Genomic DNA, 22875 nt, shown 5'->3' with positions numbered 1-22875 from the left:
GGTCACCTCCGGTCGAGCAGCAACACAGCCACGTCGTCGGTGAGTTCGCCGCCGTTGAGGCGTCGTACGTCCTCCATCGTCGCGTCCAGCAGACGCTCGCCCTCGATGCCCTGCGCCATGCGGCCGGCGACGATGTCGATCATTCCGTCCTGGCCGAGACGCTGACGGCCCTCCCCGATATGGCCCTCGATCAGGCCGTCGGTGTACATCAACATGCTCCAGGAGCGGCCCAGTTCGACCTGACGTCGCGGCCACCGCGCGTTCGGGACCACACCGAGCGCCGGACCGCTGTCGTCGTACGGGAGCAGCCGCGGCACCGAACCGGCCGCTCCGGCGACGAGCGGCGAGGGGTGTCCGGCCAGGCAGACACCGGCCCGGTGTCCGTCGGGCGCGATGTCGACGGTGCACAGTGTGGCGAAGATCTCATCGCTGGCCCGCTCGTTGTCGAGCACCTTCTGCAGTGTCCCGAGAAGTTCGTCGCCGCACAGGCCGGCGAAGGTCAGCGCACGCCATGCGATGCGGAGCTCGACGCCCAGGGCCGCCTCGTCGGGACCGTGACCGCAGACGTCACCGATCATCGCGTGGACGGTGCCGTCGGCCGTGCGGACCGTGTCGTAGAAGTCGCCGCCGAGCAGGGCGCGGGAGCGGCCGGGGCGGTACCGGGCGGCGAAGCGGAGTTCGCTGCCGGACAGCAGGGGTGTCGGGAGCAGTCCGCGCTCCAGACGGGCGTTCTCCTGGGCGCGCAGCCGTGACTCGGTCAGCTGGCGCTGGGCGAGGTCGGAGCGCTTGCGTTCGACGGCGTAGCGGATGGCCCGGATGAGCAGCCGCCCGTCGAGTTCGTCGCGGAAGAGATAGTCCTGTGCCCCGACGCGTACGGCCTCGGCGGCACGCTCCGCGTCCGTTCCGTCCGTCAGCGCGAGCACCGCGTGCCGGGGCGCGAGCCGCAGCACATGGCGAAGGATCTCCAGTTCACCGGCGGCGGGACCGCCGTCGGCGGGAGGCTCCGGGGCGTCCGCCGCAGGCCCGGCGGTCCCGGTCCCGGTCCCGGTCCCGGTCCCGGCAGTAGCCCACTCCGTGCCTCCCGTGTCCTGTGCGACGGGGGCCGACGGGGATTCGGACGCGGCGGGGGCGGCAGCCGCCGCGGGCCTCGTTCCGCTCGCCCCGGTCAGCGCCAGGTCGAGAAGGATGCACTGCACATCGTCCGTCAGCAGTCGAGCGGCCTCGGTGAGGTTACGGGCCGTGCGTACCTTGATGCGCCGGCCGGAGGCCTCGGAATGCGCGTCACCGGGCAGGTAGCCGCCCGCCGCGTCGAGGATCTCGGGCACGCTCCGGCCGCCGGCGCGCATGTCCTCGATGACGAGGAGCGTGAGAGCCCCCTTCACGCTCGCCCCGGACCGCTCGTGCGATCCGTCGCTCTGCTGGGGCACCGACGCGCGAGGAGGCGCGGAAACAGCGTCCTCACGTGGCACGCCTACGGGCATACGTGTTCCTTTCCCTCCCCCCGAGGGCGCGGTCGTGAGCCAGCCGGCACACCACCAAGCCCGGTGCGGCGGCGATGGGTCCTGCGCGCCTGCACACGACCGGGCTGTCCTGGGGACCCTAGCGCCCCCGTACGCAGGTACGGAATGGCTGGAGGCAATCCGCCCCTGTCATATGCCAGCGGCCATGGAATCGCCCTCATTTGTCCGGACGGACGACACCCTTGATCACGAGGGAGCCGGCCCCGGCGACGGTGATCTGACGGCCCGTGCGCGGCGCGTGGATCATCTCGCCCCCGCCGACGTACATCCCGACGTGGCTCGCGTCACGCTTGTAGATGATCAAGTCGCCGGGGCGCATCTTCCTGATCGGCACGCGCTTCAGCTGCCTCCACTGCTCCTGCGAGGTCCGCGGGATCTCCTTGTCCGCCGCCTGCCACGCACGCAGCGTCAGCCCCGAGCAGTCGAACGTACGGGGGCCCTCGGCGCCCCACTCGTAGTCCTTGCCGATCTGGTTCGTGGCGTAGGCGATGGCCTTCTTGCCGGCCTTCGACGCCTTGCCGGATATCTCGTCCAGTACCCCGGATTCGAGCCACTTCGACTGCCGCGCCCGCGCCGCCTCGTCCTCCAGCTCGATGAGGCGCTCCAGCTCCTTGGCCGCCAGCTGGGACTCGATCTGCTCGGCCGCCTCCAGATCCTTCTCGATCTTCTTCTTGGCGGCCGCCTTGCGCTTCTTCTCCGCCTCGAGCTTCCGCAGCTTCTTCGAGGCCTCTCCGGCGTACTCGTCCAGCCGGGACTCGGTGTCGGCGAGGGTGCTGATGACGCCCTTGGCGGCCTGCTGCCCCTTGCGCATGATCACCGCGTCGTGCATGAACTCTTCGGGGGTCTTGCGCAGGATCAGATGAGCCTCGTCGGGCATTCCGCCGCTCCGGTACTGGGCCCGCGCCAGCGCTCCGGCCGTCTTCTTGTACTTCCCGCGCGTCTCCCGCAGGGAGTCGATCTTCTCGGTGAGCCTGTCGACGGCCTTCTGCTGCTTCTCGGCGCGCTCCTGTGCGCCGTTGTACGCGTCCGTCGCCGACTCTGCCGCGGCGTGGAGGCGGTCGATCTTCTTGCTGATCTCCTCCAGGCTCCGCGGCCCCCCGTCGCCCGGCTCCGGCGCGGCTGCAGAGGCGCTTCCCGCCAAGGGTCCCGCCAGCAGCCCCAGCGTGCAGGCCACCACCAGTATCCGGCGCTTCCCCGTCCCGCTCACCTGGCCCCCTCGCCGTAGTCCGTCCCTGCGGGTCTTCCTCGTTCCTGGTCGTGCTCGGTGCTCGTGGTCCTGGTCGACCGCGGCGCCCTGTGCCACTGCCCCTTAGGCCGGCTTCACGCCGTCCCGGCGGACGGGCCCCTGGCCTACGTCTTCCACCGCCGGCTCCGCCCAACCGCCCCTGATGCAGCGGATGTTGCCATGCACGAGCGGAATCCGACAGGGCGGCAGCCGGTCCACGCCCCCCTTCCCGGGCGCGGAATCAGTGGTTCCAGTCCGTACCTCCGCACGTCACGCGCGGTACGGCAACCACTCGTACCGGGCGGAACACGGCCTGCCCGATCCTCCGGCGCGGCCGCTCACCGGGCCACTGGGCCGACCGCCGAGGTTCACCGTGCGTTCATTCACCTTCGTGAGCCGCTTCACCTGATCTGTCTAATTTCAGCCTTACGGAGCGCGAACGTACGCACTCCGAAAACCAAAAGATCTGAACGTCTCGCGCGCCGCCCCCCAACGGCGGGCTCCAGGAAGGAACCGAACGAAAGTGATGCTTCAGCGCACGATTCGACTGCGCGCCCTCGCTCTCGGCGCCGTCGCGGTCTCCGGCGCCCTGGTACTCACCGCCTGCGGCTCGGACACCAACACCAGCAAGGATGCCAAGAAGGCCGCCGCGAACATCAAGTGCGACGGCAAGGGCAAGTTGCTCGCCTCCGGCTCCACGGCGCAGAAGAACGCCGTCGACGCGTGGGTGAAGAACTACCAGACCGCCTGCAAGGAAACCCAGATCAACTACAAGGACATCGGCTCCGGCGGCGGCGTCCAGGAGTGGCTGCAGGGCACCACGGCCTTCGCCGGCTCCGACTCGGCACTCAAGCCGGAAGAGGTCGCCAAGTCCAAGAAGATCTGCAAGGGCGGCCAGGGCGTGAACCTGCCCATGGTCGGTGGCCCCGTCGCGGTCTCCTACAACGTGCCCGGCGTCGACAACCTGGTCCTGGACGCGTCCGCAGTCGCCAAGATCTTCGACTCGAAGATCAAGAAGTGGAACGACCCCGAGATCAAGAAGCTCAACCCCGACGCGAAGCTTCCGAGCACGGACATCCAGCCCTTCCACCGCTCCGACGAGTCGGGCACCACCCAGAACCTGGGCAAGTACCTGGGCACCGCCGCCAAGGACGACTGGAAGTACCCGGACGAGAAGTCCTGGCCCGCCAAGGGCGGACAGTCCGCCTCCGGTTCCGCCGGCGTCGCGCAGCAGGTGAAGCAGACCGACGGCGCCATCGGCTACTTCGAGCTCTCCTACGCCACCGCGAACAACCTCGACACCGTCAAGCTCGACACGGGCGCCAGCGAGCCCGTCGAGGCCACCACGGAGAACGCCTCCAAGGCCATCGCGGACGCCAAGGTCGTCGGCAAGGACAAGGACCTCGCGCTCGACCTGAACTACGCCACCAAGACCGAGGGTGCCTACCCGCTGATGCTCGTGACCTACGAGATCTTGTGCGACAAGGGCAACAAGCCGAGCAGCCTCAAGGCCGCCAAGTCCTTCCTGACCTACACGGCCAGCGAGGACGGCCAGGGCGAGCTGGCGAAGCTCGGCTACGCGCCGCTGCCGGACGAGATCGCGAAGAAGGTCCGCAGCGCCATCCCGGAGCTCGCCTGATCGCCACTGCCGCACGGGCCACAGCAACGGCCACGGCGCACGACGCGTGAACGGCCGGCCCGGGACCCGGGCCGGCCCCACGCCACGTCACCTCCGAGACAGACCGAACCCACCGACCGACACCTGCGACCCATCCGGTGCACCGCCGCCAGGGGACCCATCCCCGACCAGACCGGAGACACCATGGACACCACCAGCACTTCCGAGAAAGCACCGCCGCCCACCGATCCCAAGGCCGGCGACACCGCCGCCCCCGGCACGGCCGCCCAGGTGAAGGGCACCTCCGTACGCCCGGGCGACAAGGTATTCCTCGGCCTCTCCCGCGGCTCGGGCATCACACTGCTCGTGATCATGGCCGCGATAGCCGGGTTCCTGGCTTACCGCGCCTCCATCGCCGTTTCCAAGGACTCGGTCAACTTCCTGACCGCCTTCGAGTGGAACCCGCAGGGCGACCCGCCTGCGTTCGGCATCGGCATCCTCGCCTTCGGCACCGTGGTCAGCTCGCTCATCGCGATGATCATCGCCGTGCCCATCGCCGTGGGCATCGCCCTCTTCATCTCGCACTACGCGCCGCGGCGGCTCGCCGCCCCTCTCGCGTACGTGATCGACCTGCTGGCAGCAGTGCCCTCGATCATCTACGGCCTCTGGGGCGCGCTGTTCCTTGTCCCGTACCTCGACGGGCTCACCCGCTGGCTCGACCAATTCCTCGGCTGGACAACGGTGTTCGAGATGTCGAACCCCGGCAGCCCGGCCCGGTCGATCTTCACGGTCGGCATCCTGCTCGCGATCATGATCCTGCCGATCATCACCAACGTCTCCCGCGAAGTCTTCCTGCAGGCACCGAAGATGTACGAGGAGGCGGCGCTCGCGCTCGGCGCGACCCGCTGGGAGACGATCCGGACCTCGGTCCTCCCCTTCGGCCGCTCCGGAATCATCTCCGCCTCGATGCTCGGCCTCGGCCGCGCGCTCGGCGAGACGATGGCCGTGGCCACGGTCCTCTCGCCCGGCTTCCTCTTCAGCCTGCACATCCTCGACCCGGGCAGCGGCACCTTCGCGCAGAACATCGCCGCGAAGTTCAACGAGGCCGACGACTTCGGCCGTGACGCCCTGATCGCCTCCGGCCTCGTCCTCTTCGTCATCACACTGCTGGTCAACGGCGCGGCCCGCTGGATCATCGCGCGCCGCAAGGAGTACTCGGGGGCCAACGCATGAGCAACACGATTCTGGAAAAGCCGCAGATCACCGACCCGCCTCCATCCTCCGCACCCCTGGCGCGCCGCCGCCTGCCGCGGTGGTCCCCGGTCGCCGTCGCCCTCGTCTCCGCAGGGCTCGGCATCGGCATCGGCAATGTCGCCGGTTGGGAGAGCCGCGTCCAATGGGGCCTGATCGCCGCCCTGTTGTTCGTGGTCATCACCTACGCCGTGACCACGCTCGTCGAGGACCGCCGTCAGGCACGCGACCGGGTGGCCACCAGCGTCATCTGGGTCTGCTTCGTCCTCGCCGTCGTCCCGCTGGTCTCTCTCGCGTGGACGACGACCAGCCGCGGCGCGAAGCTCCTCGACGGATATTTCCTCTCCCACTCCATGGGCGGCATGACCAACCTGGAGGAGGGCGGCGGCGTCTACCACGCGCTGCTCGGCACCCTCGAACAGGTCGGTCTGGCAACCCTGATCGCCGCTCCCGTCGGCCTGCTCACCGCGATCTACCTCGTCGAGTACGGGCGGGGCCGTCTCGCCCGAGCGGTCACGTTCTTCGTGGACGTCATGACGGGCATCCCGTCCATCGTCGCGGGCCTGTTCGTCCTCGCCTTCTGGAATCTGGGCCTCGGCTTCGGCCCGTCCGGGTTCGCCGGCTCCATGGCGCTGGCGATCCTGATGATGCCGGTCGTGGTCCGCTCCACCGAGGAGATGCTCAAGCTCGTACCGAACGAACTGCGTGAGGCGTCCCTGGCGTTGGGCGTGCCGAAGTGGCGCACGATCCTCAAGGTCGTGCTCCCCACGTCGATCGGTGGCATCGCCACCGGCGTGATGCTCGCGATCGCCCGAATCACCGGCGAGACGGCGCCCGTCATGCTGCTCGTCTTCGGCAACACGCTGATCAACCCGAACCCGTTCTCGGGCGCGCAGGAGTCCCTGCCGCTCTACGTCTGGAACCAGTACAAGCTCGGCAACGCGGCGAGCATCGACCGCGCCTGGGCCGGAGCGCTCACGCTCATCGCCTTCGTGATGCTGCTCAATCTGGTGGCCCGAGGCATCGCCCGCTGGAAGGCGCCGAAGGCGGGGGGCCGCTGATGCCCGCTCCCGCTTCCGCCTCCACGCCCGCGTCCGCGCCCGTACGCGCGAACGCCCCGAACTCCTCGTACTTCCCGCACCCAGAAAGTGACTGACACCATGGCCAAGCGCATCGACGTCAGCGGCCTGACAGCCTTCTACGGCTCCCACCGGGCCATCGACGACATATCCATGAGCGTCGAACCCCGCTCCGTCACGGCCTTCATCGGGCCCTCCGGCTGCGGCAAGTCCACCTTCCTGCGCACCCTCAACCGCATGCACGAGGTCACCCCCGGCGGACGCGTCGACGGCAAGGTGATGCTGGACGACGAGGACCTGTACGGGTCGCAGGTCGACCCCGTCGCCGTACGCCGCACCATCGGCATGGTCTTCCAGCGCCCCAACCCGTTCCCGACCATGTCCATCTACGACAACGTCGCGGCCGGCCTGCGGCTGAACGGCGAGAAGAAGAAGCGTGACCTGGACGAGACGGTCGAGCGTTCCCTCAAGGGAGCCAACCTCTGGAACGAGGTCAAGGACCGCCTCAACAAGCCGGGCTCGGGCCTCTCGGGCGGTCAGCAGCAGCGTCTGTGCATCGCCCGCGCCATCGCCGTGCAGCCGCAGGTGCTGCTGATGGACGAGCCCTGCTCGGCGCTCGACCCGATCTCGACGCTGGCGATCGAGGACCTCATCGCGGAACTGAAGTCCCGGTTCACGATCGTCATCGTCACCCACAACATGCAGCAGGCGGCGCGCGTCTCGGACCGCACGGCGTTCTTCAACCTCGCCGCGGTCGGGGAGCCGGGCAGGCTCATCGAGATCGACGACACCGAGCGGATCTTCTCCAACCCCTCGGTCCAGGCCACGGAGGACTACATCTCCGGCCGCTTCGGCTGAGCCGTCCGAATGCGCCGGCCGGCCGGGCCCGTCCGTCCCGGCCGGCGCTCATACGGCCTCGCGGTGCTGCATGGCGGTGCCACCGCAAGGCGGCGGGCTCGTCCCCGACACCACCGGGGGCGAGCCCGCACACGTTTCGCGCCTGCAGCAACGTCTCTGGGACGCGGCTGTCTCAGCCGAAGAACAACAGGATGATCCCGTAACAGAGCCCCGCCACGAGCGCCGCCGCGGGCATCGTGATGAACCAGCCCATGACGATGTTCTTCGCCACGCCCCAACGCACCGCGGAGACACGTTTCGTCGCCCCGACGCCCATGATCGCGGAGGTGATGACGTGCGTCGTGGAGATCGGCGCGTCGAAGATGAAGGACGCCGTGTACATCACGGACGCCGCCGTGGTCTCACCGGCGAAGCCCTGCGGCGGGTCGAGTTCGATGATCCGGCGCCCCAGCGTCCGCATGATGCGCCAGCCGCCGGCGTACGTACCGAGCGAAAGCATCCCCGCGCAGGCGAACTTGACCCACAGCGGGATGCCCTTGCCCTCCTGCACATCGGCGATGGTCAGCGCCATCACCACGACGCCCATGGTCTTCTGCGCGTCCTGCAGACCGTGCCCGAGTGCCATTCCCGCGGCGGAGACCGTCTGCGCTATGCGGAATCCCCGCTTGGCCCGGTGCGGGTTGGACCGCCTGAAGAACCACAGGATGCCCACCATCACCAGATAGCCGAGGACCATCCCGACGATCGGCGAGATGAACATCGGGAGCACGACCTTCTCGACCACGCCCGTCCAGATGACAGCCGTGCCGCCCGCCAGCGCCGCTCCCACCAGGCCGCCGAAGAGGGCGTGCGAGGACGAGGACGGCAGCCCGAAGTACCAGGTGATCAGGTTCCATACGATCGCGCCCGCGAGCCCCGCGAAGAGGATGGCCATACCGTTCTGGCCGTGCGGGGTCTCGATCAGACCCTTGCTCACCGTCTGCGCGACGCCGCTGCCCAGGAAGGCGCCCGCCAGGTTCATCACGGCGGCCATGGCCAGCGCGGCGCGCGGCGTCAGGGCACGCGTGGAGACGGACGTGGCGATGGCGTTCGCCGAGTCGTGGAAACCGTTGGTGTACGTGAAGAAGAGCGCGACCCCGATGGTCACGACCAGAGCGAACGTGTCCACAGGTGGTCAGGACTCCTTGACCGCGATGGTCTCGACCGTGTTCGCGACGTGCTCGAACGCGTCGGCGGCCTCCTCGAGCACGTCCACGACCTGCTTGAGCTTCATGACTTCCATCGCGTCGTACTTGCCGTTGAAGAGGTACGCGAGCAGCTTGCGGTGGATCTGGTCGGCCTGGTTCTCCAGCCGGTTGACCTCGATCCAGTACTCGGTGAGGTTGTCCATCGTGCGCAGGTGCGGCATCGCTTCGGCGGTCAGCTCCGCGGCCCGCGCGAGCACCTCGATCTGCTGCTCGATGCCCTTGGGGAGATCCTCGATCTCGTAGAGCACGACAAGATCGACGGCCTCCTCCATGTAGTCCATGATGTCGTCGAGCGAGGAGGCCAGCTTGTAGATGTCCTCCCGGTCGAACGGCGTGATGAAGGACGAGTTGAGCTGGTGGAAGATCGCGTGCGTCGCGTCGTCGCCAGCGTGTTCCGCCGCCCGCATACGTTCGGCGATCTCGGCGCGAGCGGAGGACTCCGCCCCGAGCAGTTCCATGAGGAGCTTCGAGCCGGTGACGATGTTGTCCGCGGACGCCGCGAACATGTCGTAGAAGCTCGTCTCCCTGGGGGTCAGACGAAAGCGCACTGGAGATCCTCGGGGTGCATCGGAAACGGTCTGGCTGATGCTAAGCACATCATCCGGCCACACGAGGCGGCCTCAGACAGTGTCGCCCATAGCTGCTTGTGCCCTGAAGCGCCCTCCCCGAATCCGCTACGATATACCCACGAGGGGTATGTTCCTCGCAGGTACCGGCCCAGTTGTCCGACCCGGCCCGGGCCTCCGGACCGTACATTTCCGGCCATCGGCTCTTCCCGGACGCCCCTCTCCGAGGCCGCCCGACGACTATCGGAGGACCCATGACGAAACCCGCCACCTCCGGAGATCCGGGCGCCGCCGACGCACACGGCGGCGCCGGCACGGACGACCAGTGCTCGGCACACGCGGCCACCGGCGAACACGGCTACAGCAAGGACAAGGACGCCCATCTCAAGCGGCTCCGCCGCATCGAGGGCCAGGTGCGCGGTCTGCAGCGCATGGTCGACGAGGACGTTTACTGCATCGACGTCCTCACGCAGGTCTCCGCGTCGACGAAGGCACTCCAGTCCTTCGCCCTGCAGCTGCTCGAGGAGCATCTGCGCCACTGCGTCGCGCACGCCGCGAAGGAGGGCGGCGCGGAGATGGACGAGAAGGTGGAGGAGGCCACAGCCGCCATCGCTCGCCTGCTGCGCACGTGAGTTCTAGATCGAGGGGCGGGCGAACGGGGCGAGAAGGCATCAGGGCCGACGGAATACTGACGGAACGGGCCAAAGGTGCGAGGGCGTACGGGGCGTACCCGAGGCGTGGATAAAGGCGCGTCCGCACACCGCTCTCAGTGACGGATCACACAGGAAGCATTCGCGGCGGAGCTCAACTTCCGCTCAAGTGCGGGCTCGCACCGGTCCTGGGAGTTCCTACGGGTTCAGCTTCGCTGCCCGGAAGGCTGAGTGGACCGTCCGGCCTGTGCGGGTCTGGAGGACGCCGAGCATCGCGGACCCGGCCGCGGTGCCGCCTTCCAGGCACCCTCGTCCACCTCACCGGGCACGGTGCCGAGAACCTCGTCGATGCGCGCGAGACTCAGCCGCTCCTCGCCGGCGGCCTCCGCCGCGGAAGCCGCGATCATCAGCTCGCCGCACAGCTCGATCTCGGCGAGGGCCACGTGATCCTGGACCACAGAACCCCGCGGACCACGTCCGGGCACACCGGGAACGCCTCCAGGCACACGCACCACCTCCTCGTGTATCCCCACAGTAGGGATGGACGCACCCTCCGCACATGGCAATTCCGAACCATTTCGCACTCGTCACCGCAGCCGCAGCGTGCCGTGCGAACCCGGTCCAAGACGCCTAGAAGGGCGCGATCTTTCCCGCGTAGATGTCCTCCGGTTCCGGCATCACGACCTTCACGTGCGCACCGTAGCCGTGGAACCACGTGGTCGACGCGACAGCGACTCCGTCGTCGGGGCCGCCGGCGGCGTCCGCCCCGGAGCCGGACTCCGTCCCGTCCCGGCCGCCCGGCGCACCGCCCGCAAAGGTGAACAGATGCCGAACCTTCCGGAGGCGCCCCTGCCCATCGATCTGCGCGTCAAACGGGACGGTTCTCTCCGAGAATCCGTGCGCCGCCGCCTTCAGTTGACCCCGCCGGTGCGGGGACGCCGCCCGCGCCGCATCGCCCAGGTCGAGGGTGCCGCGGTAGCGCCGCAGCACCGCGCCGCCGGCAGCGCGCACCTTCCCGGTGTACCTCACCTGCCGCGCGCCTCGGAGCAGTTCCGCCGCGCTCACCGGGTCGGTCGCACCGGCGGTGATCAGATTCCCGTCGGCGAGCTCGTTCGTGTCCACGCGCACCCACTTCCCGTCGGGCACTCCCGCGCCCCGGTTCTTCATGTAGAGCGCGCCGGGGACGACGAGTTCCGTGACGGTACGGCGCTCACCGGGCCGCGCACCCGAAGTTCCCTCCGGAAGCCGCACGGTGAGGCTGCCCTCCCCCTTGCCGTAGTCGAAGCCGCCCTCGCCCTCGACGGCGAGACGGGTGCCGCCGCTCGCCATCGACATGGACGTGCGGGTACGTGAAGTGCCGTACCCGGCCAGGGCCTCGGCCGCCGCCGTCACGGCCTTGCGGGGGTCGGAGGGAACCGGGTGGCCGGGTGATCCGGCCGTTCCGTGCGCCGCGCGCGACCCCGCTCCCGGATCACCGGACGAACCCTGCCGATTCTTGTCGCTGGCGGCGGCCGTCCCGTCGTCCGTGCACCCCGTGGCCAGGAGCAGCGAAGCTCCTGCGGCAACAGCCGCGACGAGAGTGATCCACGCGTGCCTGCGCCCACCCCCACGACCTCTCGGCCCGAGTAGGGGATCCCCCGGGGGAGCCGGGGGGCGTGCCCCCAGCCACTGCGCAACCATCGTTCTGCCGGCCCCCAACAAGCGCTCTGTTCGCGGGATTCGATCCCTTAACGACAGGCCCGGGCCGACCGTCACGGGGGACGGATACGGTTGGCAGGTGCGACAGCGAACCGAGCGGGACGAGGCCCCTGGCCAGGACGGTCACCGCACGTCAACGGTCGAGCGGGGCGCCTTCAGTCACGCGCGCTGTACCTGCGGCTGGATCGGTCCGGCCCGCCGCGCGAGAGAGGTGTCCCGCGCCGACGCGGAGGCGCACGGCGGGCGGGCCGAAGGCGGCGAAGGCGAGCGTGTCGCCGACGACGACAGCGCTGGGGAAGAAGGAGTGCGCGGCTCCCTCTGATTCCGGCCCGGGGGGGGCAGATGCCCCTGAGCACAGGCCGGGTGCCGGTTTCGGCTACGCGGCCAGATCGCTGTCGTCGGGACCGCCGCGGCGGCGCTGCGCCGGCTCGGTACCGGAGCCGGAATCAGAGGCCCCGGACGCCTGCTCCACCGGCTCCTCCCGCAGTGCCGAGGTGACCTTCTCGCGTGCCTCGTGCCTCGTGGGCCCCACCCAGACGATCGCGCCCGCACGCGTCGAGCGGGCGAGCGACCGCGCGAGCGGGGTCAGCACCCAGATCGCGACCGGGGCGAGCAGGAGTGCCACCGCCGCGCCGAGAGCGAGCCCGCCGACCACATCGGTCGGGTAGTGAACGCCCAAGTAGACGCGGCTGAAGCCGACGAGCACGGCGAGGAGGATCCCCAGCAGCCCGTACCGGCGGTGAACCATGAAGATGCCCACGGCCAGAGCCATGGCCAGCGTGGAGTGGTCGCTGACGAACGAGAAGTCGTCCACGCGCCGCACGAGCACGTCGAGGCCCTTGTGTTCGACGAAGGGACGGGGCCGCTGGACGAGCCCTCGGATCGGGATGTTCACCAGCAGGGCCACTCCGGCGGCGAGCGGCGTCCACATCAGGCCGGCGAAAGCGGCGACCGCCTCTTCCCGCGTCTCCTTGCGGCGCCCGACGCGCCACCACGCCAGGATTCCGAGCAGCGCGAGCCCGGCGAAGACCCCGTACTGACCGACGAACTGCATGGTGCGGTCCGCCCAGCCGGGGGCGGACTCGGCCAGACCGTTGATCTCGTAGAGCAGATCGACATCCGGGTCGTCCCAAACTGCCATCGTGATGCTGACCTCACTCTGCTGTGCTCGTGGTCTCGTGCCGCCGTCGACCCCCGTGCCCCCGTGGCCCCAGATGCGGAAGTGGCCTTCCGCCGTAAAGGGAACGCCAGTTGGCGCGCCCCCCGTTCCGGGGTCTACCGAACGATCACCCGATGGTTATCGAAGGGTGACCGGTCTGCCCAGCTCAGGCTGGTTTCCTCACGCACCGTCCCGCAATGATTACACGTTTCTGCACACCACCCTCCCGGCTCCACCTGCTGCCACCCGCAGCACACTTGTCCGGTGGTGTGACGTGTCGTCAGCCCTGTCGGTTCACCCGTCGCCGCTCGGCCTCGTCGCCCCGAAGTAATTGGGGGTGTCGATCGGGTCGAAGCGGATCTTCGCCCCCGTGTAGGGCGCGTTGATCATGTGACCGCCGCCGACGTAGATGCCGACGTGGTCGATGGAGCGTGAGTTGTTCATGTCGGAGCCGAAGAACACCAGGTCGCCGGGGAGCAGTTCGTCGCGCTTGGGGTGCGGTCCACTGTTCCACTGGTCGTTGGCAACGCGCGGCAGCTGAACGCCGACGCTCCTGTACGCGGCCAGCGTCAGACCCGAGCAGTCGAACCGCCCGCCCTGTTCCGGTGTTCCGTTGCCGCCCCACAGATAGGGCGTGCCGAGCTTCTTCTGCGCGTAGTAGATGGCTCCGGCCGCCCGCCTGGACGGGTCGACGCGTCCCTTGGTGGAAGCGAAGCTCTGCTCCATCTTCCGGATGGTGGACACGTAGTTCTTCGTCTCGCGGTACGGCGGCACGCCCCCGTACTTGATCACCGCGTACGCGCCGGCGTTGTAGGCGGCCAGCATGTTCTCCGTCGGGTCGCCCGCCGCGTCCTTCACGTACGAGGCCAGCTTGCAGTCGTAGCTGGCCGCGGAGGGGATGGCGTCCTTCGGGTCCCATACGTCGCGGTCGCCGTCACCGTCCCCGTCGATACCGTGCGTGGCCCAAGTCCCGGGAATGAACTGGGCGATGCCCTGTGCCTGCGCTCCGCTTCGGGCGTCGGCCCGCCAGCCGCTCTCCTGGTAGAGCTGCGCGGCCAGCAGCGCCGGATTCAGCGCCGGGCACAGCGAGCCCCACTTCTGCACAAGGCTCTGATACGCCGTCGGTACCGCGCCCTTGGCCAGCCCGACGACACGTCCGCCGCCGCCGAGGTGAGCCGCCGCCACATACGTACCGACGATCAGGAGTGTCATGAAGGCGGCGAACAGCCCTAACCCGCCGCCGACACCCAGCAGCCAGACCTTCCTACGTCCCGCACCACGCACCCGCACCACTCAACCATCCCTCATGCCAGCGTGGTTCACTGCCCATCCCGTCCGACTCATGACAGAATCCGATTGGGCGTGCCGAACACGCGCGCCGTATCCTCACTCAACCTTCATTCCCTGACTGCAGGTTCAATCTCCGACATGGGGCGGTGAGTTCACCATGTTTCTGGCGGCCGACAAGGGCGATATCACCACCATCATCGGCGGAATCGCGCCCGACTGGGGTCCGTTCGGGTCACTGGGCAACGAGGCCCGCGTGATGGTCGAGGTGGTCATGGCCATAGCCATCCTCCTCTGCCTGGGCATCGCCATCTGGGGCGCGGCGAAACAGCGGATCGGTGCCACGGCACTTCGCGACACCTTCAGCGCCGAGCAGGGCAAGGGCCTCATCGTCGCGGGCCTGACCGGCGTATTCATCATCGGATCGCTCGGCACTCTCTTCACGATCGTCTACGGGATGGCCGTATAGCGCGCCCGGCCCGCGGTCGGGTGCCGGCAGAACCGGCACTGGGGGTGGGTGAGTTGACTGCCCCACCACCGGGGTCGCCGTGCGCGGGCGCCGACGGGCCGCGTCCCTCCGCGCCGACCATTCCTGACGGTGACTTCGGTCACCCCGGATTCCGAACCAGCCTGCCGCCCCCGCAACTGCCGTCCCTTCCGCATCACTTGAGCCCCGGCCAACTCGAGTCCCGGCCGGCTCACAAGCCGCTGCCCACCGCCCGCTTCCACGCCATCTCAGCGCCTCCCCCGGGCTGACGGCACGACGAGAACTCCGGAGACGCATGGACATCGTCAATCCCGCCCTCGAGGACTACCTGCTCGCCCACGCCTCCCCCTCCGACGACATTCTCCGTGACCTCGTCGAGGAGACGCACCAGCTGGAACCGGGCACGACGATGCAGATCTCGCACGACGAGGGCGAGTTCCTCACGATGCTCGTCCAACTCACCAAGGCTTCCTTCGCCGTTGAGGTGGGCGTCTTCACCGGCTACTCCTCCATCTGCATCGCCCGCGGCCTCAGCGAGGGCGGCCGCCTGCTGGCGTGCGACGTCTCCGAGGAGTGGACGTCGGTGGCACGCCGGTACTGGGAGCGCGCCGGGCTGGCCGACCGCATCGACCTGCGCCTCGCCCCGGCCGACCGGACGCTGCGGGCTCTTCCGAGCGACGAGGCCGTCGACTTCGCCTTCATCGACGCCGACAAGACCGGCTACCCGACGTACTACGAGGAGCTGGTCCCGCGGATGCGCCAGGGCGGTCTGATCGTCCTGGACAACGTGCTGAGGGGTGGCCGCGTCGTCGACCCTTCGGCGCAGGACGAGGCCGACCGGGCCATCCGCCAGATCAACGACACGATCACGGCCGACAGCCGCGTCCAGTCGGTCATGCTCCCGCTGCGTGACGGGGTCACGCTGGCGCGGAAGCGTTAACTCCCGGGCCGGAGGCGTCAACTCCCGGACCTGAAGCGGGTAACGGCGGGACCGGAAGCCGCAGCGGCCGGAGCGGACGCGGGCGGGGTCCGGGACTCCGACACCTCCGCGAGGCCTTGATCACGGTTTCCGGCCCGCCGCCGGGTGCTGCTCGTAGGCTGCACACATGACCGACGCCACCGTCTTCGAGCGCTACTGCACCGAGATCGTCGAGCAGAACCGCCTCTTCCGGGAGACCCTGAAGCCCGGCCAGCTCGACGCACCGGTCCCTGCCTGCCCCGGCTGGACACTGCGCGATCTGACCATCCACCTGGGCAGCGACCACCTTCGTGCGGCGCAGCTCGTACGGACGCGGGCAGACACGTTCGTCCGGCCGGACACCGTTCCCGGCTACGGCGGTCCCGCCGAGCTCGCAGAGGCCGCCGCAACGGACACGTACGCGGAACTGCTCGGCGAGTGGCTCTCCGCATGCGCGCGGCAGGTCTCGGACGAACTGCGGCTGGCCGGCGAGGACTCTCCGGTGTGGACACTCACCGGTGAGGACCGCGCCTTCTTCTGGGCCCGGCGCAGGACCCTCGAAACGCTCGTCCACCGGGCGGACGCGGCCCAGGCCACGGGCGGCAAGTTCGAGGCCTCGCCGGAACTGGCGGCCGACGGCATGGACGAATTCCTCGAACTCACCTCCAGCGGAGCGGCGTTGAGGTGGTGGCCCGCAATGCGCACTCTGGCCGAACGCGACGGTGACTCTCTCCACCTGCACGCGACGGACACCTCGCAGTCCGACGCGGCGGAGTGGCTGATCCGCATCGGGAAGGAGGGGTTCGGCTGGACCCGGGCCCACGAGAAGGCGACAACCGCTGTACGCGGTCCGGTCGCCGACCTGCTCCTCGTCCTCACCCGGCGCCTTCCGCCCACCGATGAACGCGTCGAAGTGCTGGGCGACCGGGAGCTGTTGGACTTCTGGCTGGAGCGCGTCGGCTTCTGACACCGGGGAGCGGACGTGTCTGGTCGTGGGCGTGGACAGCCGGGTCGTCGGACGGTCGGCCACGATATCCACAGCCTGTGGACGAAGCGCGGGCTCGTAGGAGCCGGGGAACTCGCGGAGGCGATCGGCCAGTTCGTTCGTCGCGCGGGCGCGAACGGCGAAATCGGCTGCTCACACGCGCAACCATGCCAAACTCACCGCATGGATCAGCGCACCCACTTCATCACGCTCGCGACGCGGGACCTGGACGCCGCCCGTCGCTTCTACCGCGACGGACTCGGGTGGGAACCGCTCGCCGACGTGCCCGGGGAGATCATCTTCTTCCAGACGGGCCCCGGCCTCGTGCTCGGCTTCTTCGAGGCGGAGAAGTTCCGCGAGGACATCGCCGACGCCGTGCCGGAGACGAGCACTTCGGGCGTGACACTGGCACACAACGTCGACAGCCGCGAAGCCGTGGACAGCGTGGTGGACTCGGCCGTCGCCGCCGGCGCACGCCTGATCAAGTCCCCGCAGCCCGTCCCGGTCTTCGACGGCTACCACGGTCATGTCGCCGACCCCAACGGCGTGATCTGGGAGATCTGCTACAACCCCGGCTGGTCCGTGGACGATTCGGGCCGCGTACGCCTCGGTCCGGCCGACTAGCGGACCGTCAGGGCCGGTTCGCGTCGCACGGGGCCTGCTCGGTGAACCGTGGACGCACATGACGCACACGGGTGCAGCTACTCGGTTCCTGACAGGCCTTTGGGGACCCCGGCGCCCCTGTACGCCCCCGCGCGCCCCCTTCGGCAGCCGTGACGACGGCGAGGCTGGACGTGCCTAGTGAGACGCATGGGGCAACAGGCGTACCGCATGGCAAGACGCTGCGTCACCCGTTGTCCACAGGTGCCCCGTACGGCCAGTGACACAGCTACCTTCGTTTGAGGAGACAATGCACTGACGACAGTTGACTGAGTATGAGGTTCGAGGGGGCACGTCCGGGATGAGCATCGGCGGCGAGGGGTACGGCGAGCGCGACCGTACGGGCGACGAGGGCACGGCCGGGGGTTTCGGCCGCGGTCCGGCCGGCCTCACCACGACCCGAACGCGGCTTCCGGGCAGTGAGGGCGGCGGCAGACCACCCGCGCGCCCGGGACGCAGCATCGTCACGATCGTCGGCGTCGTCGTCCTGCTGATCGCGGCGATCGCCTTCGCCAACCAGAGCGGGGGCGGGGGCGGCGACGACTCGAGCGCCAAGGAAGGCAGCGAAGCCCAACCGACGGCCCCCACGGGACAGAAACCGGTCAAGGGCGGGAAGGGCGGCATCGCGTCCGGCTTCCCCCAGTCGCAACAGGGCGCGGAGAGCGCGGCGGCGAACTACGCGGTGGCGCTCGGCGGCGACGGGATGTTCAGCAAGGACAGCCGTCACCAGATCGTCGAAGCGGTCAGTGCCCCTGGCTCACTGAAGCAGCTGCAAAAGGGCTTCGACGCGGACTACAGCGACGAGTTGAACAAGAAGATCGGCATCGACGACGAAGGCAAGGCGCCGGCCGGGTCGACCTTCGTGAACCGGACAATGCCCGCGGGTACGACCGTGCGGAGCTTCGACAGCGATGCGGCCACGGTTGCAGTGTGGTGCTCAGGACTCTTCGGCGTTGCCGGGGAGGACTCGACCAAGCCGGTGAAGAACAGCTGGTTCACCGTCACCTTCAAGTTGAAGTGGACGGACGGGGATTGGAAGGTCGTTGACTCCACGCAGAAGGACGGACCGACCCCGGTGAACGGCGACAGCCCCATCTCCGGAGCTGAGGAAATCAGCAAGGCGGTAGACGAGTTCGGAGGCTTCACCTATGCGCGCTAGTCGTAGCCACCGGGCGCTTCAACTTGCCAGCCTTGTGGCGGGGGTGCCTACTGCCCTCTTGCTGTTCGCGGGTCGCGCCGCCGCGGCACCCTCTGCTCCGGAGGATGACCCGTGTGAGCTGGTGGCAGGCCCCGCCAAGGAGTACTGCGAAAAGGGCGACAACGGCGGAGGAGGCGGGGGCGGGGCCCCCGACCCCGCCAGCACGCTCGACCCGCTGTCGTCCCTCGCCAAGGGCTGCGCCAAAGCCGCCTCCTGGACCGTCGAACAGCTCTCCGAGCTCGTCAACAAGACGACGAACGTCGACTTCACCAACCCCGAGTTCCTGCGCCAATACGCCGTCGTCTTCGCCGCGTCGACGATCCTCACGCTCACCATCTGGCTGCTCGCCGTCGCCAAGCGCGCGATCCGCGGCGTGCCCTTCGTCGAGGCCATCACCGAGGCGATCGGCTTCCTCTGGCTGACCGTCATCGCGTCGGCGTTCACGCCGCTCATCCTCTACACCGTCGTCTCGGCCACGGACGCAGTCACCGACGTCGTCGCGGCCGGCACCTCCGACCAGACGGACAAGTTCTTCGGAACGTTCTCCGAAGCGCTCAAGGACGGCAACGACATCGGCGGCGGTCCGATCATGCTGATCGTCGTCTCGCTCATCTCCGTGCTCGCCGCGGGCGTCCTCTATCTCGAACTGGTCGTCAGGGCGGCCCTGTTGTACGTGGGTGCACTGCTCGGTACGGCCGTCTACGCGGGCCTGGTCGACAAGAACATGTGGGGCCACGTCCGCCGCTGGGCGGGCATCATGATCGCGGTCATCCTCGTCAAGCCGGTGATCGTGATCGTTCTCGGGCTGGCCGGCGCGCTGTCCTCGTCCGACGGCCCGGACGCCTTCTCGGCGATCGTCTCCGGCCTCTCCATCATCCTCCTGGCGATCTTCGCGAGCGCCATGATCTACCGCTTCGTCCCCGGCTTCGGCGACGAGATCGTCAACCACCGCAACGCCTCCCGCGATCCGGCATCCCGCTCCGCCGCGGCGGTCGTGTCCTCGCCCGCCGCACTCGTACGGCAGGGCATCAACACGCACAGCGCCCGTGGCGGAGGCGGCCAGTCCGGGTCCGGAGGCGACTCCGGTGCCAAGCAGCAACCCGCCGGCCAGGTGTCCGGCGGCGTGGCCGCACACAGCTCCCGCGGCGGCAGCGGCGACGCTCCCCGCCCGCAGGCACCGCCCGCCCCACGCACGTACGACCGTTCCGCACCGAACCGCCCGGCCAAGAATGGCGGCGGCAACCGCACCGGAGGTGACCGCAGGTGACGACGGCATCCCACGCCGCCGCCGCTCCGCGCCGCACGTACATGATCGGCCGGGCACGGCCCAACGCGGTGATCGGCAAGAACCGGGAGACAGGCGAGATCGGCCTGATCATCGCGGGCGCGTTCCTCGGCATGATGAGCGGCCTGCTGATCCCCGTGCTCGCGTTCCGCATCCCGGCCCTCCTCGGCTTCCCGATGCTGTCGCTCGCGGCGATCTACGTGCCGTTCAAGGGCCGCACCTTCTACAAGTGGTTCGAGATCAACCGCTCGTACCGCAGGATGCTGCGCAGCGGAGGGGCCACGTACCGTTCGGACGCCGCCGAGGCCGGCACGTACCTGGACGGGCGCGAGGTGGAGGTCGGCCCGCCGCCCGGCGTCGGGCGCATCAACTGGCTCACCGCGCCCTTCGGCCCGGACGAGCTGGCGGTGCTGCTGCACGCGGACCGCCGTACGGTCACGGCTTGCATCGAGATCGAGGGGCCGGGCGTGGGCCTCCGCGACAGCGAGGACCAAGAGGCCCTCGTCGACCGCTTCGGCACCCTCCTCAAGCACGTCGCCAACGGCGACGGCTTCGTCACGCGCCTGCAGATGCTGGCCCGTACGCTGCCCGCCGACCCGGACGCACACGCCAAGGACGTCGAGCAGCGCGGGGACGAGCGCTCCGCGCCCTGGCTGCGCGACTCCTACGACCAGCTCCAGTCGATGGTCTCCACCTCCAGCGAGCAGCACCGCGCGTATCTCGTCGCGTGCATGCACTACGGGCGTGAACTCGCCGCGGAGGGCGCCACGATCGCCAAGGCGGCCCAGCGCTCGGCGGGTCGTTCCGGCAGGAAGCTGACGAAGGACGAGGGCCTCGCGATCATCATGGCCCGCGAACTGACCGACATCTGCGCCCGGTTGACGGAGGCGGACATCCGCGTGCGCCAGCCGCTGGGCCAGGCACGCTTGGCGTCGCTGATCCACTCCATGTACGACCCGGACCACCCCATCGACCATCTCCAGGCCATGTCGAAGCGCAACGCCTGGCCGGCCGAGCTGGACGCGATGGAGCCGACGTACCTTCAGGCCAAGACGCGGGAGTCCTCGACCCGCGCACCGTGGTGCCATTCGACGGCATGGGTGAAGGAGTGGCCGATGACGCCGGTGGGCGTCAACTTCCTTGCCCCGCTTCTCGTTCACACCCCGGACGTGATCCGTACGGTGTCGGTCGCCATGGACCTGGAGCCGACGGAGCTGGCAATCGAGCGGATGCTGACCGAGAAGACCAACGACGACGCCGAGGCCAGCCGGCAGGCGAAGATGAACCGCACCATCGACCCTCGCGACGTCGCGGCGCACGGCCGCGTCGACCAGCGCGGTGAGGATCTGGCGTCGGGCGCGGCGGGAGTCAACCTCGTCGGCTACATCACGGTCTCCTCGCGCTCGGCGGATTCGCTGGCCCGTGACAAGCGGACGATCCGCGCCTCGGCCGGAAAGAGCTACTTGAAGCTCGAGTGGTGCGACAGGGAGCATCACCGGGCATTCGTCAACACGCTGCCGTTCGCGACCGGTATCCGGCGCTGAGGAGGACGCGCAAGATGACCAACGGCCGCTGCCCGCACGGCAGTTGTCCGGACCACTCGCCGCACCGGCGGACCCCGGGTCACCGGGCGCCCGCCGGCGCACCGCACGTCGTCCGGCCCGCCGCATCCGTGACGTCTCCGACCGGCATGCGCCGCGGAAGGGGCTGAGGGACTCCCATGGCCGCGCTCGACCCGCTCACAGCAATCACCGACGCCTTCACCAGCTTCCTCTTCGGCAAGACCGAGACGACGAGGCTGCCCGTGCGTACCTCCACCGGCCAGGCCCAGGCCGTGTATCTGCCCACGGCCGCTCCCGGCCTGGGCGACTCCGGTGTCATCATCGGCCGCGAGGTCTACAGCGGTAAGGGATACATATACGACCCCTTCCAGCTCTACGGACAGCAACTCCCCGCCCCTCACTGGCTGGTGCTGGGCGAATCCGGAAACGGCAAGTCGGCCCTGGAGAAGACGTACGTGCTGCGTCAGCTCCGCTTCCGCGACCGCCAGGTCGTCGTGCTCGACGCGCAGGGCGAGGACGGCGTCGGCGAATGGAACCTCATCGCCGAGGAGATGGGCATCACCCCCATCCGCCTCGACCCGACGGCAGCCCTCGACCAGGGCATCCGCCTCAACCCACTCGACCCGTCCATCACCACCACCGGGCAGCTGGCCCTTCTCCGTACGATCATCGAAGTCGCCCTGGGCCACGGCCTGGACGAGCGATCGGGTTTCGCGCTGAAGGTGGCGCACAGCTACGTCAACGAGACGACGGCCGGCCGCCAGCCCGTCCTCACCGACATCGTCGAGCGGCTCCGCCACCCCAAGCCGGAGTCGGCGGAAGCGATGAACGTCGCCCTCGACGACGTGCGGGCCTGGGGCCTCGACGTCGCCCTCGTCCTGGACCGGCTGGTCGACGGCGACCTGCGCGGCATGTTCGACGGCCCGACGACAGTCGGCATCGACCTCGACGCCCCGCTGATCGTCTTCGACCTCTCCCACATCGACCGCAATTCGATCGCCATGCCGATCCTGATGGCCATCGTCGGCGTATGGCTGGAGCACACCTGGATCAGGCCGGACCGCAGGAAGCGCATCTTCCTGGTCGAAGAGGCCTGGCACATCATCAACAGCCCGTTCGTGGCACAGCTCTTCCAGAGGCTCCTCAAGTTCGGCCGGCGGCTGGGTCTTTCATTCGTTGCGGTGGTCCACCATCTCTCCGACGTCGTCGACGGAGCGGCGGCGCGCGAGGCCGCCGCGATCCTCAAGATGGCCTCTACACGAACCATTTACGCTCAGAAGGCCGACGAGGCGCGTGCAACGGGCAAGGTCCTCGGCCTGCCGCGATGGGCCGTCGAGATCATCCCCACGCTCTCGCCCGGCATCGCCGTATGGGACGTCAACGGCAACGTGCAGGTCGTCAAGCACCTGGTGACGGAGGCGGAACGGCCGCTGGTCTTCACCGACCGCGCCATGACGGAGAACTCGTCCGGGCCCGAGAACTTCGACGCTTCCCTGGAGGCCGACCTGGACGCCGAGGCAGAGGCCCGCGCCCTGGCGATCGAGCAGTCTCCGTCGTCCTCCAACTCCACCGTGGCCTAGCC

22 protein-coding genes are annotated in these 22875 nt (G+C 69.0%); 14 read left to right on the top strand and 8 right to left on the bottom strand.

Annotation, left to right across the window (positions count from 1 at the left end; translation table 11 throughout):
* Positions 1-2: 2 nt before the first annotated feature.
* Both G4Z16_RS18290 and G4Z16_RS18285 read right to left on the bottom strand, forming a co-directional pair.
* Complete coding sequence (locus G4Z16_RS18290; RefSeq protein ID WP_197351812.1) at positions 3-1481, bottom strand: PP2C family protein-serine/threonine phosphatase; 1479 nt, start codon at positions 1479-1481, stop codon at positions 3-5.
* Positions 1482-1677: 196 nt separating this feature from the next.
* Complete coding sequence (locus G4Z16_RS18285; protein ID WP_246530928.1) at positions 1678-2727, bottom strand: C40 family peptidase; 1050 nt, start codon at positions 2725-2727, stop codon at positions 1678-1680.
* Positions 2728-3268: 541 nt separating this feature from the next.
* Between G4Z16_RS18285 and pstS the strand changes: the two genes are divergently transcribed.
* The 4 genes from pstS (at position 3269) to pstB (ending at position 7551) form a co-directional block, all read left to right on the top strand.
* Positions 3269-4384: a phosphate ABC transporter substrate-binding protein PstS gene (pstS, locus tag G4Z16_RS18280; RefSeq protein ID WP_197351811.1), complete on the top strand. Its 1116-nt coding sequence runs from the start codon at positions 3269-3271 to the stop codon at positions 4382-4384.
* Positions 4385-4567: 183 nt separating this feature from the next.
* Entirely contained in the window at positions 4568-5596 is a 1029-nt protein-coding gene (gene pstC, locus G4Z16_RS18275) for a phosphate ABC transporter permease subunit PstC (protein WP_197351810.1), read from the top strand.
* Positions 5593-6675 (top strand): phosphate ABC transporter permease PstA, encoded by a 1083-nt coding sequence (pstA, locus tag G4Z16_RS18270; protein WP_197351809.1) that lies wholly within the window; start codon positions 5593-5595, stop codon positions 6673-6675. The genes pstC and pstA overlap by 4 nt, the downstream gene beginning before the upstream one ends.
* Before the next feature lie 99 nt (positions 6676-6774).
* The gene (gene pstB / locus G4Z16_RS18265) at positions 6775-7551 is read left to right on the top strand and encodes a phosphate ABC transporter ATP-binding protein PstB (protein ID WP_197351808.1); all 777 of its coding nucleotides are present in this window, start codon (positions 6775-6777) and stop codon (positions 7549-7551) included.
* A 172-nt stretch (positions 7552-7723) separates the two neighbouring features.
* Here the strand turns inward: pstB and G4Z16_RS18260 are convergent, their stop codons facing one another.
* Complete coding sequence (locus G4Z16_RS18260) at positions 7724-8719, bottom strand: inorganic phosphate transporter (protein WP_197351807.1); 996 nt, start codon at positions 8717-8719, stop codon at positions 7724-7726.
* Between the two features lie 6 nt (positions 8720-8725).
* Entirely contained in the window at positions 8726-9346 is a 621-nt protein-coding gene (locus tag G4Z16_RS18255; protein ID WP_028437850.1) for a DUF47 domain-containing protein, read from the bottom strand.
* A gap of 272 nt (positions 9347-9618) precedes the next feature.
* On the opposite strand from G4Z16_RS18255, the gene G4Z16_RS18250 reads away from it, so the two are divergent.
* Complete coding sequence (locus G4Z16_RS18250) at positions 9619-9996, top strand: metal-sensitive transcriptional regulator (RefSeq protein WP_197351806.1); 378 nt, start codon at positions 9619-9621, stop codon at positions 9994-9996.
* 224 nt (positions 9997-10220) lie between these two features.
* Here G4Z16_RS18250 and G4Z16_RS18245 read toward each other — a convergent pair whose 3' ends face one another.
* Complete coding sequence (locus G4Z16_RS18245; RefSeq protein WP_425508171.1) at positions 10221-10499, bottom strand: hypothetical protein; 279 nt, start codon at positions 10497-10499, stop codon at positions 10221-10223.
* Positions 10500-10644: 145 nt separating this feature from the next.
* Positions 10645-11694, bottom strand: coding sequence for a hypothetical protein (locus G4Z16_RS18240; protein WP_484600482.1), 1050 nt, complete (start codon positions 11692-11694; stop codon positions 10645-10647).
* Positions 11695-11791: 97 nt separating this feature from the next.
* Here G4Z16_RS18240 and G4Z16_RS18235 point away from each other — a divergent pair, with 97 nt between their 5' ends.
* On the top strand, positions 11792-12034 hold the full coding sequence (locus G4Z16_RS18235; protein WP_197355071.1) for a hypothetical protein: 243 nt from the start codon (positions 11792-11794) through the stop codon (positions 12032-12034).
* A gap of 54 nt (positions 12035-12088) precedes the next feature.
* Here the strand turns inward: G4Z16_RS18235 and G4Z16_RS18230 are convergent, their stop codons facing one another.
* A complete protein-coding gene (locus G4Z16_RS18230; RefSeq protein ID WP_197351805.1) occupies positions 12089-12853 on the bottom strand; it encodes a phosphatase PAP2 family protein in 765 nt (254 codons plus the stop codon).
* A 312-nt stretch (positions 12854-13165) separates the two neighbouring features.
* A complete protein-coding gene (locus G4Z16_RS18225) occupies positions 13166-14083 on the bottom strand; it encodes a C40 family peptidase (RefSeq protein WP_197351804.1) in 918 nt (305 codons plus the stop codon).
* Positions 14084-14318: 235 nt separating this feature from the next.
* Here G4Z16_RS18225 and G4Z16_RS18220 point away from each other — a divergent pair, with 235 nt between their 5' ends.
* The 8 genes from G4Z16_RS18220 (at position 14319) to G4Z16_RS18185 (ending at position 22873) form a co-directional block, all read left to right on the top strand.
* Positions 14319-14627 (top strand): hypothetical protein, encoded by a 309-nt coding sequence (locus tag G4Z16_RS18220; RefSeq protein WP_197351803.1) that lies wholly within the window; start codon positions 14319-14321, stop codon positions 14625-14627.
* 313 nt (positions 14628-14940) lie between these two features.
* Complete coding sequence (locus tag G4Z16_RS18215; protein ID WP_197351802.1) at positions 14941-15585, top strand: O-methyltransferase; 645 nt, start codon at positions 14941-14943, stop codon at positions 15583-15585.
* Positions 15586-15751: 166 nt separating this feature from the next.
* On the top strand, positions 15752-16570 hold the full coding sequence (locus G4Z16_RS18210) for a maleylpyruvate isomerase N-terminal domain-containing protein (RefSeq protein ID WP_197351801.1): 819 nt from the start codon (positions 15752-15754) through the stop codon (positions 16568-16570).
* Positions 16571-16771: 201 nt separating this feature from the next.
* Entirely contained in the window at positions 16772-17212 is a 441-nt protein-coding gene (locus G4Z16_RS18205) for a VOC family protein (RefSeq protein WP_197351800.1), read from the top strand.
* A 337-nt stretch (positions 17213-17549) separates the two neighbouring features.
* A complete protein-coding gene (locus G4Z16_RS18200) occupies positions 17550-18407 on the top strand; it encodes a DUF8175 domain-containg protein (RefSeq protein WP_197351799.1) in 858 nt (285 codons plus the stop codon).
* Positions 18397-19713, top strand: coding sequence for a hypothetical protein (locus tag G4Z16_RS18195; RefSeq protein WP_246530926.1), 1317 nt, complete (start codon positions 18397-18399; stop codon positions 19711-19713). The genes G4Z16_RS18200 and G4Z16_RS18195 overlap by 11 nt, the downstream gene beginning before the upstream one ends.
* Positions 19710-21275, top strand: a complete 1566-nt coding sequence (locus tag G4Z16_RS18190; RefSeq protein ID WP_197351798.1) for an SCO6880 family protein — start codon at positions 19710-19712, stop codon at positions 21273-21275. The genes G4Z16_RS18195 and G4Z16_RS18190 overlap by 4 nt, the downstream gene beginning before the upstream one ends.
* A gap of 176 nt (positions 21276-21451) precedes the next feature.
* Positions 21452-22873 carry an ATP-binding protein gene (locus G4Z16_RS18185; RefSeq protein ID WP_197351797.1) on the top strand — a complete coding sequence of 474 codons (1422 nt, stop codon included), beginning with the start codon at positions 21452-21454 and terminating at the stop codon, positions 22871-22873.
* The last annotated feature ends 2 nt before the right edge of the window (positions 22874-22875 follow it).

The sequence above is a fragment of the Streptomyces bathyalis genome (assembly GCF_015910445.1).
Classification (GTDB): Bacteria; Actinomycetota; Actinomycetes; order Streptomycetales; family Streptomycetaceae; genus Streptomyces; species Streptomyces bathyalis.
The sequence above is the reverse complement of the archived record's forward strand: the minus strand, read 5'-3'. Positions and strand labels throughout refer to the sequence as shown.